This is a genomic window from Arboricoccus pini (genome assembly GCF_900187945.1).
Lineage (GTDB): Bacteria > Pseudomonadota > Alphaproteobacteria > Geminicoccales > Geminicoccaceae > Arboricoccus > Arboricoccus pini.
This window is the reverse complement of record NZ_FYEH01000008.1, coordinates 17,828-31,474: the sequence shown is the minus strand read 5'-3', so window position 1 is coordinate 31,474 and position 13,647 is coordinate 17,828. Positions and strand designations below refer to the sequence as shown.

11 protein-coding genes are annotated in these 13,647 nt (G+C 61.0%); 6 read left to right on the top strand and 5 right to left on the bottom strand.

Features of this window, described 5'->3' with window-relative positions:
• Window positions 1-76: 76 nt before the first annotated feature.
• From CFB17_RS12135 to CFB17_RS12120, 4 genes are read right to left on the bottom strand one after another with little or no spacing between them, the layout of a single operon-like run.
• Window positions 77-835 (bottom strand): DeoR/GlpR family DNA-binding transcription regulator, encoded by a 759-nt coding sequence (locus tag CFB17_RS12135; RefSeq protein ID WP_088561830.1) that lies wholly within the window; start codon window positions 833-835, stop codon window positions 77-79.
• Complete coding sequence (pdxA, locus tag CFB17_RS12130) at window positions 828-1,880, bottom strand: 4-hydroxythreonine-4-phosphate dehydrogenase PdxA (RefSeq protein WP_088561829.1); 1,053 nt, start codon at window positions 1,878-1,880, stop codon at window positions 828-830. The genes CFB17_RS12135 and pdxA overlap by 8 nt, the downstream gene beginning before the upstream one ends.
• On the bottom strand, window positions 1,877-3,130 hold the full coding sequence (locus CFB17_RS12125) for a four-carbon acid sugar kinase family protein (RefSeq protein ID WP_088561828.1): 1,254 nt from the start codon (window positions 3,128-3,130) through the stop codon (window positions 1,877-1,879). The genes pdxA and CFB17_RS12125 overlap by 4 nt, the downstream gene beginning before the upstream one ends.
• Window positions 3,127-4,158, bottom strand: a complete 1,032-nt coding sequence (locus CFB17_RS12120) for a 2-keto-3-deoxygluconate permease (RefSeq protein ID WP_088561827.1) — start codon at window positions 4,156-4,158, stop codon at window positions 3,127-3,129. Before CFB17_RS12120 ends, CFB17_RS12125 begins: the two co-directional genes overlap by 4 nt.
• A 933-nt stretch (window positions 4,159-5,091) precedes the next feature.
• Between CFB17_RS12120 and CFB17_RS12115 the strand changes: the two genes are divergently transcribed.
• The 6 genes from CFB17_RS12115 (at window position 5,092) to CFB17_RS12090 (ending at window position 12,683) form a co-directional block, all read left to right on the top strand.
• Complete coding sequence (locus tag CFB17_RS12115; RefSeq protein ID WP_088561826.1) at window positions 5,092-6,471, top strand: NtaA/DmoA family FMN-dependent monooxygenase; 1,380 nt, start codon at window positions 5,092-5,094, stop codon at window positions 6,469-6,471.
• Window positions 6,472-6,605: 134 nt separating this feature from the next.
• Window positions 6,606-8,153 (top strand): ABC transporter substrate-binding protein, encoded by a 1,548-nt coding sequence (locus CFB17_RS12110; RefSeq protein ID WP_207762045.1) that lies wholly within the window; start codon window positions 6,606-6,608, stop codon window positions 8,151-8,153.
• Between the two features lie 3 nt (window positions 8,154-8,156).
• Window positions 8,157-9,164, top strand: coding sequence for an ABC transporter permease (locus CFB17_RS12105; RefSeq protein WP_088561824.1), 1,008 nt, complete (start codon window positions 8,157-8,159; stop codon window positions 9,162-9,164).
• Window positions 9,161-10,027, top strand: coding sequence for an ABC transporter permease (locus CFB17_RS19460; RefSeq protein WP_088561823.1), 867 nt, complete (start codon window positions 9,161-9,163; stop codon window positions 10,025-10,027). Before CFB17_RS12105 ends, CFB17_RS19460 begins: the two co-directional genes overlap by 4 nt.
• Window positions 10,024-11,748, top strand: a complete 1,725-nt coding sequence (locus CFB17_RS12095; protein ID WP_207762044.1) for a dipeptide ABC transporter ATP-binding protein — start codon at window positions 10,024-10,026, stop codon at window positions 11,746-11,748. The genes CFB17_RS19460 and CFB17_RS12095 overlap by 4 nt, the downstream gene beginning before the upstream one ends.
• Before the next feature lie 170 nt (window positions 11,749-11,918).
• Window positions 11,919-12,683, top strand: a complete 765-nt coding sequence (locus tag CFB17_RS12090; RefSeq protein WP_207762043.1) for an SDR family NAD(P)-dependent oxidoreductase — start codon at window positions 11,919-11,921, stop codon at window positions 12,681-12,683.
• A gap of 318 nt (window positions 12,684-13,001) precedes the next feature.
• Here the strand turns inward: CFB17_RS12090 and CFB17_RS12085 are convergent, their stop codons facing one another.
• Complete coding sequence (locus CFB17_RS12085; protein WP_133063898.1) at window positions 13,002-13,331, bottom strand: hypothetical protein; 330 nt, start codon at window positions 13,329-13,331, stop codon at window positions 13,002-13,004.
• Between the last annotated feature and the right edge of the window lie 316 nt (window positions 13,332-13,647).

Below are 13,647 nucleotides of genomic sequence, written 5' to 3'. Positions count from 1 at the left end.
GTGCTGTCCGCAAGCCACACAGCAACATGCCCCTCGCGCCTCGCAACTGTGAATGGCGGTCTGGGCCTGCCCATTTTCAGGGTGTTACCGTGATTGCCTCCGCCCCGGCTGCGATTAGGGCCAACATTTCGGGGCTCGTCGCCTCGGCATCGGTAACGAGGCGCCAACGGGGCGGCAATGGCGCCCAGGCGGACTGTTCCGAACGGCCAAGCTTGGTTGCGTCGGCGAGCACGATCGTCTCGCGCGCCTGCTCCATCATCAGACTCTTGAGCCATACCTGGTCGAGGCTGGCCTCGCAAAGGCCTCGGCCGGCGACCACGCCATCGGCGCTCATGAAAACGCGATCGGCGGTGATACGGCGCAGAGCCTCCATCGCAAAGTGACCCACGGTCCCCATGCTGGTGGCGCGGAGCGAGCCTCCGAGGACGATCATCTCGATATTCGGCTCATTCGCAAGTGCGGGCAAGAGAGCGACATTATTGGTGACGATCGTGAGCCTGCGCCCCTTGAGCAGGCAGCCCAGCGCCATGACCGTCGATCCGGCATCGAGAATTAACGTCTCGCCGTCCTCGATCATAGCCAACGCCGCCAGGGCGATGGCACGCTTTTGTTTGTCCTGGACCGTCTCGCGCTCGCTGAGAGTCGACTCCGGTCCCTGCGTGGTCAAGATCGCGCCGCCGTAGGTGCGCCGCACGGCCTTTTCCGCAGAGAGATGCTGCAGGTCGCGCCGCACCGTCGAGGCCGAGACGCCAAAATGCCGGGCGAGGCCGGCAACATCCACCTCGCCCGTCCGCAACGCGCCCAGCAATAGTGCGCGTCGCTGCTGGCTACGCATGCGCAGTTGGGGCAGGCTCTGGCGTTGCCGGCTGGGTGCACTGCCGCTTGGGCGCCAGATTGACCGCCTGCCTCAGGGCCTCAACGAGACTCCGCTCGTCGGCCACCCCCGTCCCGGCGATGTCGAAAGCGGTGCCGTGATCGACCGAGGTGCGGATCACGGGCAGGCCCACCGAGATGTTGACGCCTGCCTCGAGTCCCAGAACCTTGATCGGCCCATGACCTTGATCGTGGTACATGGCGACCACCATATCGTAATCGCCGCGGCCTGCTAGGAAGAAGAGGGTATCCGCCGGCAGAGGCCCGCGCACGTCCCAGCCTTTGGCCTTACAGGCCTCGATCGCGGGCGTGATCTTCGCGGCTTCCTCGCCATGGCCAAAGAGGCCGTTCTCGCCAGCATGCGGATTGATCGCGCAGACGCCGATCTTGGGGTTGGCGATCCCGGCGTTGACCAGTACGTCATGCCCGCGCGTTATGACGCGCTCCACCAGCCCGGGCTCGATTTTCGCGATCGCGTCGATCAAGCCGATATGCGTGGTCACATGTATGACGCGCAGCTTGGGCGAGACCAGCATCATCGAGACCTCGGGAGTACCGGTCAGATGCGCCAGGAGCTCGGTGTGGCCCGGAAATTTGTGGCCGGCGGCGTGCAGCGCCTCCTTGCTGAGGGGGGCCGTACAGATCGCATCGGCGATCCCGGCTCTGATGATATCGACCGCCTTTTCAATGTAGCGATAGGCGGCCTCGCCGGCAATCGGCGAGACCTTGCCGAAGGCCAGATCGGATGGAACCAGCTGCAGATCGACACAACGCACGTGCCGCGATGCAACGCTCTCCGCCGCGTCGTCGACCGCCTCGACCACAAGGTCGCTGCCGACAATGCGGCCTGCCTGCCGCAGGCGCTCGGCATCACCGATGACCAACGGCCGGCACATCGCATGGACCTCGCTCTGCGCCAGCGCCTTCATGATGACTTCCGGACCGATACCCGCCGGATCACCCATGGTGATCGCGATGGTGGGGAGACTAGAAGCGCCCTGACTCATGTCGATATTCCACTTTTACGAATGGCTCGAAGTCTAGCCGCGATGCGGCCGAGACTGTTCTCGTCACCAAAGGCCCCGGCCTTGGTGACAACCGGAATTGATAACCTGCCAAGGCTAAAGCCCAGGGCCACACCGGGTTCGATTTCGTCGATCAGCTCGATGCCGTTGACGCCAAACCGGGAAAGGAGCGCTGCAGCCGTTTCGCCGCCCGTTGCGGCGAACGCGCTCATTCGATCCGCCGCAGGTTCGAGCGCCGCGGCCAAGCCCGCCGCCAGTCGGGGCCCCAGCGACATGTCCGGCGACGGGCCCATTTGGATCTCGACCAGTACATCGGCATCCGCATCAAGCAGGCGCGCAACCTCGTGGCCGAGCTCAGTTCGGTCCTCCGCATCAGAGAGGAGAATGTCCGGCGTGACGGGGACATGAACGACCTCGCCGCCAGCAACCAGCTTCCGCGCACCGCTACGCGACGTCGCGGCAAGCGAACCCACGACGATCAGTGCACCTTGCCGGCCGTCGGTGACGGATGGGGTCGCCACGGCGTGGCCGGGCACCCTGGCGGCCAGCGCGTGGGCAAGCCCGGCACTGCCGATAAAGAAATCGCCGGGTGTCCCGGGAAGGCTGGCCTCGGCGATGAGATGAAGATCTTGATCGGTCTCCGCATCGCACACTGCGACCGTCGCTTGGTGTGCCTTGATCGCGGCGAACGCAGCCCGCAAGGCGGCGCTGCCACGGCGAATGATCGCCAGCGGCACCCGTTCCGCTACGACGTCGGCGCTGGCTAGCACCTCGACGAGATCGGCACTCGCATAAGTGTGGTCACGGCGCCAGACCTCCGCTTCCTCAAGCGGCCTGCCGGCAACATGGACATGACCGTCGATGGTCGTGCGGCCCGTCGATGGGAAGGCCGGGGCAAAGACGCCGAACGCCATGCCTGTCTGGGCCCGCAGGAACTCGGCGGTCACAGCCGTTTCGATCGCCGGTTCACCGCGTAGCGTCGAATCGATCTTCTTAAAGAGCGTTCGATCGGGGCCGCTCAGACGCCCAAGCATCTGGCGATGTGCCTGCGCGGCGCGCTCAGGCGGCAGTCCCCGGCTGGCAGTGTCATACGCGACGACATCGGCTGGTCGCCAGCCGCTCTCCACCTCGCCCCAGCTCACTACGGCGCGGCGGCCGCGGCGCGCGAACGCGATGGCGCAGTCGGCGGCACCAGTGAGATCGTCGGCCAGGATGAGCCAGCTCTGTGTCATCGGGCAGCCCTGCTAGCCCCTTGATAGGATTCAGCGAGGACGTCCGCGTCGGCTTCCTGCTCACCTGCAAGATCCTCACCTTGGCCGAATACCCGGTAAGTCCATGCGGTGGCGATGGGCACCAGGATCGAGGTGACGACCACGCAGGCCGCAACGAGAATGGTCGCTGGAGCGGCGGCGTCGGCATAAGCCGGATTCGCCGCCGCGACGATCGCCGGCACAGCTGCGGCATTACCGGCGGCGGAGGCCGCGGAGACGCCGGCAACACCGGTGCCACCGGTCAGGCGATCGGCGAAGAAGAGGGGGATGCCGGTCAGAACGACGACCGCCACGCCCATGCCGACGCCGAGCAGACCCGCCTGCCATACCTTGCTGAGATCGAGGGTGGCGCCCAGTGCCAGAGCGAAGAAGGGTATCATTACGGGTATGGCCCGGCCGAGAAAGGCGCGCATCTCGCGATCGAAATTACCGATGATCATGCCGAAGACGAGAGGTAGAATAGCCCCCACCAGAGACTGCCAGGGAAAAGCGGCGAGGCCTGCGACGCCCAGCGTCACCATCGTTAGGAAGGGCCCGCTTTCCAGCGTCATGATCGTATAGGCGCCAACATCACGCGGCCGGCCATATTGACCCATGAGAGCCATATAGAGGCCGCCATTCGTATCATTCATCGCTGCCACGATGGCCAGGGTCGAGATGCCGGCAAAGATCCCTCCCGAAACCGGCGCCTCACCGAGAAAATGCCCGGCGATTACGCCGCAGATCATGGCGGCGCCGATCTTTACGATTAGGAGCGTGCCGCCCTTCTTGACGATGTAGGGGGTGGCGCGGAAATCGATGCTGGCTCCCATGCAGACATAAAATACCGCAAGGATGGCGAGCGAGCCCGTAAAGAGTGCGTTCGTGAAAGAGCCGAAGAATTTGGGCGCATCCGGAATAAACGTGGCGACCAGCGCCCCCAGCAGCAGCGGCACCACCATCATGCCGCCCGGAATGCGCTCGATGGTGCGCTTGATTGGAAGCTGCATATTTCCTCCCCGTTGCGCGAAATGCGCGGCCCGAATCGATCACTACTTGGGCGGGCAACAGCCTGCCGCGCGGATGATTTGCGCACAATGCGCATTGAGTCAAGATATGCGCATTGTGCGCATGGGGCATCCGCAGTGCGCGATAGCGGGCGAATGCGGCAGCGTCGCCAGCCGCTGCTACCACCATTCATAAAGGAGGGCGGGGGCAAGAGGCACACCGCAGCCTGTCGACGGGAGCGTCAGGACGATGGCAGAGCGTCCTTCATCGTGAGGACGATGCCCGAGGACACGTGAATGACATTGGTCGCTCAGCTGCTTGGCCGTCGCCATGCTCATGAGCACCGCATCGACCGGCAGGCGGCAGCACTCAAGCCTGCCCGCCGGACCGGGACGTATCCGACATCCTAGAATGGGCATAATTGGGAGTTATCGGGCACCGTTCCACGACAGTACGCGGTCGCGCGCTGGATACATACCCGGATCGAGTCATTCGGGAACATTCCGGCCTGAGGCCTGACCTCGGGGCGGGGGCGCTCGCTCGCCTATTGGGGCCGCGCTCAGCTGTGCTGCGACCAGGCTCACCTGTGAGCGGCTGGAACGCCCGCCTCCTTATTGATCCTATACAAGATAGGGAATATGGACTATCGACAGAGGCGAAAATAACGATACGCGGAAGTTTTTCCATCGCTGGATCCTTGATCCAGCAGGATGCGTTCTGCCGTCGAAGGCTGCTTCGACGCGGATTATTCAAGACAGACCGGTGTCGTTGTGGAGGTCGCATGACGAGCGGATTAGGGTTTAGAGAAATATCTATCGTAATTCCTCAAATACCCGGACCTAGATGCTAAACATGGTTTTTCGGTAAAGAGTATCGCAGACATTATTGATTCTTGCACAATCTTCGTGGTGTTTTCCGAAAACTAGGATGACTTGATGACTAGCCGCCTTATCTATAACGGCTTTCTCCATCTTACCCCCAATCATCATAGTCACGGTTATTGGCGGACTCCGGAGGGCAGCATTCAGTATGGCTACTCCAAGCTCGAGCCCTATGTTCATGTGGTGAAGACTCTCGAGCGCGGCTGTTTCGATACGCTCTTCATCGCCGATGTTTCTGGCGTCTACGATTTCGAGCATACCATCCGCGCGGGGTCGCAATTCCCCTCGGCTGACCCGATCACCATCGTGTCCGCACTCGGGCTTGCTACAGAGCATCTGGGCCTGGCGGTCACGAGCAATATCATCCAGAGTCACCCGTTCGCGTTTGCCCGGCAGCTTTCCTCGCTCGACCATTACACGAACGGCCGGATCGGCTGGAACATCGTTACGAGCTACCTGACGAACGGCTTTCAGAATTTCGGCTACGACGGCATCGTACCACATGACGAGCGGTATCGATGGGCCCAGGAATATCTCGATGTCGCCTACAAATTGTGGGAGCATTCGTGGGAAGAGGGCGCCGTTCTTCACGACGCCTCCAGCAATCGCTTTTTTGATCCAGAGCGCATCCACCGGATCAACCACGTAGGCGATCGCTACCGTGTGGCCGGTCCTCACATCGTCGAGCCATCCCCGCAGCGCACGCCTGTGCTCTTTCAGGCCGGAAACTCCACAGCCGGGCGGGAATTTGCGGTGCGCAACGCGGAGGTTACCTTTCTCCCGTCGGCTACACCCGAGGCGGCCGTGCGCGATATCGCGATCCTCGACGACCTAGCCCTGCGACTTGGACGCGACCCGAAATCGCTAAAGAAGATCGTCACCCTATCGACCGTCATCGGCTCGACCGAGGAGGAAGCCAGGCGAAAGCAGGCCTATCTCCATGAGCATACGGATTTCGCGGCATTCCAGGCGTTCTTGAGCGGAAATAGCGGCATCGATTACTTCAACATTCCGCCTGAGACGACGATTCGCGAACTTCAGGAGCGCTACGCCAGCAGCGAACATGTCCGCAGCGGTTTCCGCCGAATCCTCGATCGTAATCCCGACCTCGACCTTGATGCGACATGGGGGGAGCATCTTGTGCAGACTGCCCTGCTTCCGGGTCGATTCGCCGGCACGCCCGAGCAGATCGCCGATGAAGTCCAACGCTGGGCGGATGCAGGTGTCGACGGGTTCAACGTCGTTCCAATCACGACGCTCGGATGGTGGGACGAGTGGGTCGACCATGTCGTCCCGGTCCTCCAGGCTCGCGGCCTTGCCCAGAGCGAATATACACCGGGTACATTCAGGCAAAAATTGTTCGGCGCCGGCGATCGCCTCGCGGATAGCCACCGGGCTCGAGCCATAGGCCTGAACGGCTTCGGGACGCATTGAGCGATCGAGCGGAGAGATCGGGGCCGACACGGACTCGAGCAGCGAAACGAGCAGGCTTGATGAAGAGAATAGCTATGACAGCCCGGGCCACATCAAAGGTTGCAGCCATTGTTCTGCTTGCGGGGTGGGCCCCGTTGCCGGCATTCGCCACGGGCAGCGCGGATCAAGACCAGCGCGTTGATGGCGGAACCATAACCTATGTCCACCAGCAAGAGCCGCCCTGCCTCTGGGGTGGCTGGGTGCAGCAGGCCTATCTCGCGCGACAGGTCTTCGACTACCTCGTCAGCTACGATAACGGCCAGATCCGTCCGTGGCTTGCGACCGACTGGAGCCAGTCGAGCGACCGCAAGACGATTACCTTCCATCTCCGCAAGGACGTTGTCTTCACGGACGGAACGAAGTTCGACGCTGACGCGGTGATCGCCAATTATCCCGTCTGGGAAAAAGGCATCGGCTGGCACGGCTTCACCTACATGCAAGGCTTCACGAAAGTCGACGATTTCACGGTCGAGCTGCATCTCTCTGAGCCCAATCCAGAAATCTATAATGTTCTGGCCAATGGCCATTATGGCTTTCAGTCCCCGACCTCGATCGCCCGCAACACGAGCGAGCAGAAATGCCTTGCACCAGTCGGCACGGGTCCATGGCGGGTAGAGAAATGGACGCGCGGCGCCGGGATCAGCTTCGTACGCAACGACGCCTATAATTGGGCGCCCCCCAACGCCCATCATAATGGCAGGGCTTACGCCCAGCGGCTGGAATGGCGGTTCGTGCCAGATGCGACGACGCGCTGGGGAGCGCTCGTCAGCGGCGAGGCGGACGTCGCGTACCAACCGCCCTCGGTACAGTGGAAGAACGCGCAGCGGCAGTTTCAGACGCTTTCGTTCGTGGCGACGGGTCGTCCCCAGGGATTGTCGTTCAACGTCTCTCGTGGACCGTTTACCGACCAGCGCGTACGTCAGGCCTTTGTCGATGCTGTCGACCGCAAAAAGATCGTCCAGGCGGTCTTCAAAGGGACCGTGCCGTTCGAAGGTAACGGTTCGCTGAGCAAGACCACGCCGCTTTATCTCAATGTCGACGACAATTACCCATTCGATCCCGCCAAAGCCAACAAGTTGCTCGATGAAGCGGGCTGGACCGCTCGCGACGCGAATGGCTATCGGGCCAAGGACGGCAAGACACTGGAGGCTCGGCTGCCCTTCAACCAGGCGATCATCGATGCCGAGGGCGCCGTGGCCCTTCAGGTCATTCAAGATCAGGTCAAGAATGTCGGCATAAAAGTGGACCTGATACCCCTTACGCAGACCGAGGGGTTTGCTGGCGCCTATTCCAAGCCCGGCGACAAGGAGATCAGCTTCGGCTATTGGGTGTGGCCATCGCCGAATATTCTCGACATCGTCTATAATCACCAGCTCAAGGGTCAACCGAACGGGAATAATACGACATTCTTCAATAATCCCGAGATAGAAGAACAGATTATAGATGCTCAGCGTGAGCCCGATCCGAAATCACGTCAGCAAAAATTCAATACGCTTCAGCAGTGGTTTACGGACCAAGCGGTCGCGGTCGGTGTCTATAACTTCACTTACAATGTCGCCATTGCCAAAAACCTGAAAGGGTTATGGCAGGATCAGGGCAACGGCTTGCTGAATTTCTACGATGCGTATTTCGTCAAGGAGTGACATATGCCTGTCATCTCCTCCGGACTCGATATGGTCCCCGCCGATGATGTTCAGCCTCGTTCGTCCTCGAACCTGACGCGCAGGATCCTGCGTCGACTGGGAGCAACGCTCTTTGTCCTTTGGGGAACGGTAACGATCACCTTCCTTGTACTCTCGATCCTTCCCGGTGATCGCGCGACGATCCTTCTCAATATCCGCTCGGGGCAGGCCATCGAGCGTACACCCGAGGAACTGGCTCCGATCAATGCAGCCTATGGGTTCGACCAACCGATCGCCGTCCAATACATCCGCTACGTTAGCGGACTCCTGCATGGTGATCTTGGAGCATCGTACGAACTCCAGCGGCCCGTCTTAAACATTATTAGCGAGCAGATTGCGCCGACATTCACGCTGGCGATCGCAGCTCTGGTGCTGGCATGGATCTTCACCATTCCTTGGACGCTGCTGACGGCTGGACGCGGCGCCCGCCTCGGAGCGTTCGGCTCGGCCGCCGAGACCATCCTGGCGGGGCTGCCGCAATACTGGGTCGGCATCCTGCTGCTCATTGTCTTCGCGATCTGGCTGAACTGGTTTCCAGTGATCGGCGGCACGGGTCTGGTCAACACGGTCCTCCCGACGGTCACCCTGGCGGTACCGCTGGCCGGCTTCATCGGACAATCCATTCGCAGCGAGTTCGACCGCGCCATGCGTGAGCCCTTCGTCCTCTCCGCCCGCGCCCGCGGTATGAGTGCTGCCGGGGTTCGCGCACGACACGTCCTGCGGCATGCGTTGATCCCGGGCATTACCTTGAGCGGATGGGCAATCGGCCATCTGCTCTCGGGCACGGTGCTGGTTGAGGCCGTATTCGCCCGCCCGGGACTTGGCGCGGTTCTGGTCAATGCCGTGAACACCAAGGATTTCGCCCTCGTTTCGGGCATCCTTATTCTCAACAGCTTTCTTTATGTCCTTATCAACTTCATCGTCGATCTGATCTACCTGGTCGTCGATCCCAGACTGAGGGACAAGGCATGACAGCAAGCGTGACCGGCCAGGCGCGAGCGGCATCGGAACGACAGCGGTCTATCTTCAAGGTTCCTCTCTCGGTCGCCTTGTCCGTCCTGGTGGCATTGTTCTTTGTCGCCGCCGCGATAACGCCAGCCGCGCTGTCCACGCACTCGCCCTTCGATACCGATCTGTTGAGCTCGCTGACACCGCCAGCGTCCGACCACCTGCTCGGGACCGACGACATCGGTCGCGACCTCTATAGCCGCATCATCTGGGGAACTCGGCAATCGCTGCTTATCGGCCTGGGCGCGATGGCGGTGGCGCTCACGAGCGCGACCGTGCTGGGCTTTGCCGCGGCCCTGGCACCCCGATGGATCGCCGAGCCGATCGACCGCATTCTCGAAATTCTGCTGGCCTTCCCGACACTACTGCTGGCACTGCTCTTCGTCGCGCTGCTTGGCCCCTCGGCGACGAGCCTGCTGTTCTCGGTAGGCATCGGTACGGCGCCCGGCTATGCAAGGCTGATCCGGGCTCAAACCCTCAAGGTCAAGTCTTCCGGCTATGTCGAGGCCGCCTGGGCGCTCGGACATCCCGGCCACACGATTTTTCGCCAACACATCGCGCCTAATGCCTTTCGCCCCCTCGTGGCGCTTTTCGCGCTGGGTATCGGACAGTCGGTGGTCTGGGCCTCGGGTCTCTCGTTTCTCGGGCTGGGTGTAGCCCCGCCGTCGCCGGAATGGGGCGCCCTTCTGGAAGCCGGCAAGGCCAACATCACGGTAGCCTGGTGGCTCGAGATATTTCCCGGCGTCGCCATCGTCTTCGTTGCACTCTCATTCACGCAGATCGGCCGGTACATACAAGACCGCCTGGAAGGGACCCTGCACCAATGAACGCATTCGCCCAAGCGCAGGTGATGAGCCACGACGGCATGGGCGCCAGCCGGCTAATCCTGGAAGTTCGCGACCTCAATGTCTGGTTCGGTCAGGATGGTGACTCGCGGAGGCATGTGGTCAAGGGAGTAGACCTTGAACTGTATGCTGGCCAGTGCATTGCCCTCGTAGGAGAGTCTGGATCGGGCAAAAGCGTCACGGCGCGATCCCTGATCGGCCTCGCCGGCGCAGGCTCAAGGGTCGAGGCCGCCAACCTCACTTTCGAGGGTGAGACGCTACTGGGCCGCAGCGATAGATGGTGGAGGCATGTGCGGGGCTCCAAGATCGGTCTCATCCTTCAAGACGCTCTGGTCTCGCTCGATCCGTTGCGCCCAGTGGGCAAGGAGATCGACGAGGCTCTATGGCTGCATCGTTGGGGAGATCGCGCCTCCCGTCGCGAGAAAATCCTCAAAATTCTGGGCCAAGTAGGCGTCCCCGAGCCGGCATTGCGGGCGAAACAACGATCCGGCGAGCTTTCCGGCGGGCTGCGGCAGCGAGCCCTGATCGCCGCAGCGATTGCCTTGCATCCGAATGTCGTGATCGCCGATGAGCCTACCACCGCGCTGGACGTCACCGTGCAGGCGCAGGTGCTTGGCGTATTGAAACAGATGCTCGCCCGCGGCACGAGCATCATCCTGATCAGCCACGATCTTGCGGTCGTATCGAAGCTTGCGGACATCATCTACGTGATGCGGGGCGGCTCCATTGTCGAAGCCGGTCCGCGCGACAGGGTGCTCAACCGTCCTCGGCATCGCTACACGCAGCAATTAATCGACGCCGTCCCGAGCGAGCATACGAAGGGTACGAGGCTCTCGGCAGATGGCGGCGTCCTCAGGCCTGGACTGTTCTCACAATCAAGGGGCAGATCCTCGAACAATAGAGTCCCCCTGCTCGACGCACGCAACATCGTCAAGACTTTTCGCAGCCCTGACGGGATCCGGCGTACAGTTGTGAAGGGAGTGTCGTTCACACTGGCGCGCGGCGAGACACTGGGCATCGTCGGCGAATCGGGCTCTGGCAAGAGCACCCTTGCCCGCGTAGCACTATCGCTCGAGACACCCGACAGTGGCGAGGTGCGCTTCGAGGGTCGAATCTGGACCGGCGCCGTGCCCGCTGAGCAGCGCCAGATCCGCAAGCGTATCTCGGTCGTCTATCAGGACCCGCTATCGTCGTTCGATCCCCGTTGGCGGGTCTCGCGCATCCTCACCGACGCGATCACCCTGGCCAATCCATCACGCGCTCAAGATGCCCGGCAATACGCGGCGGCGCTGCTCGAGGCCGTGGGCCTCGAACCCGTCCATCTTGATCGATGGCCCCTCCAAATGTCGGGCGGACAGCGCCAGCGCGTGGCGATCGCGCGCGCGATCGCCACCGAACCCGAGATCATCATTCTCGACGAAGCCGTCTCGGCACTGGACGTATCGGTGCAAGCGCAGATCCTGGACCTGCTCACCGATCTGCAGGCGCAGCTCGGCATCAGCTACCTGTTCATCTCGCATGACCTCGGGGTGATCCATCATATGAGCGACCGGGTCTTGGTCATGAAGGACGGGAAAGCCGTCGAGCAAGGGACGGCCGATCAGGTTTTCTATCATCCCAAGCACGCCTATACACAGAGCTTGCTCGCGTCCCTTCCGCGTCTGGAATACGCCCAGTTGCGGATGGCCGCCTCTGCACGCTGATGGCGAGTACGCGCCCCGGTTGTCGGTATAGGTCAGGTCATATTGGCTCATGCCGCTGCTGAATCAGCGTTTGGCGAACTATGGAAGCGGCCAGGCAGCTATCGACCCAGGGCCGTCGCTGCCAGATCATTTGATGTTTCCGGAAGGCAGCCATAAGCGAGGGACAGGAATTGAGAGAAGAGTTTAGCCTGGTGGAAGATTATCGTCCCGTCGCCCTTGTCACAGGCTCAACATCTGGAATTGGCGAATCCGTAGCCCGGAGGTTCGTGCAGGAAGGGTATAATGTTATCTTTCATTCTCGTAATTCCGAGGATAAAGGCCGGGCTCTTGCGGCCGAGCTTAAATTTGCCGGCTATATTCAAGCCGACTTAGCCCTAGAAAGCCACCGCAGACGTCTCATACATGACGCTGTTGGCCTATGGGGACGGTTGGACGTACTGGTGAACAATGCTGGTCTGAGCGGTTTGATACCCCACACGGATCTACGTGCAGCCACTTCAGAGATTTGGCACGCACTATACGAAGTGAATATGGTGGCGCCCTTTCACCTTATAGCTGAAGCTGAGACCGCGCTCCGCAACGCGGCGCAGCATGGACGAACGGCTTGTATCGTAAACATTAGCTCTCACGCCGGAGTTCGGCCAAAAGGGGCCTCAATTCCATATGCAGCCACCAAGGCGGCGCTCAACCACGTGACACGGCTACTTGCATTGTCACTGGCGCCAGCCATCAGGGTAAATGCCGTTGCGCCTGGCCTTGTTGACACACCGCTAACAGCCGACTGGACGGCAGCCCAAGAGTTATGGAGAACGCGCGCGCCGATGCGGCGGCCGGCCAGCCCGGAAGACATTGCGCAAGCAGTCATGATGCTCGTGCAATCGGATTATTTGACGGGCGAGATTTTGCTCTCCGATGGTGGACTCAACCTTACGTGATCGAAAGCGACAAGATCGAGCATCCCGGAAATACTCAAAATGCGGCTTGCGAACAATCACGCACCATGGTCCGCCACTGGGCGGAACCACATCGTTCGGATGTCTCCACGCTGTAAGCCGGCAGGCAACTTCTCGCTCATCTCTGGCCTCGACCTCCCGGCCTGATCGCCGCTTTGGCCAACCCGCTGGACGTCTTCATGGTCGGCCTCGCCCGAGGAAAACACCACCCGATCCCACGATCCAGATCAGAATCGGCTGCGATCGTGGCAAGCTTCGTGGACGGTGGGTGAGGTGAGGGCATGCCGTGCCGCGGGCGATTTACACCCATGCGGCCCGGTCTGCGGCGAGGGCCTTGGAATCGACGTCATGGGATTTCTTCCAGATCACATCCAACCACTGTGCACCTTCACGGAACGGAACCGTATCGGGCCCATGAAATATACCGCACTCCGTGATCATTGCCGGCTCGACAAAGCCTATGCCTCGATTGGAGGCATAGGCGGACGTAACGACCATGCTGGAGCTTAAGACATACAGCTTCGCGTGCACCCGTCCATCGTGATGAGCGCATATAATTCCCGCTTTAGACGCAAGCTTCTTGAAGCCAAACAGGGTCTTGAGCGCCCCATCGTCCCAAAACGCGACCACGCATCTGACAATTCCGCGACGACGACGCACTGGAGAGCTCTGTGTACTTTCTCGTTATTGAGAAATCGCCATTACTCCTCCAGCGACCATAGTGAAATCGCTGTGCGTCGGCTGCCCGATGTCGTCAGTCTGGCGCGTTGCTCTGCTCGACATTACCCTGTTGGTCGTTCTGGGGTGACGTGGCTCGCTCCTATCTGTGGACGCTCCGTGACTGCACCGGATGATAATCCCATCGTCATAGTTTAGCAGCCTCGTCGACAGCAACTTTCAGTTGAAATTTTTGTTAGCGGACATCAAGGAGACCGGCAATACCGGC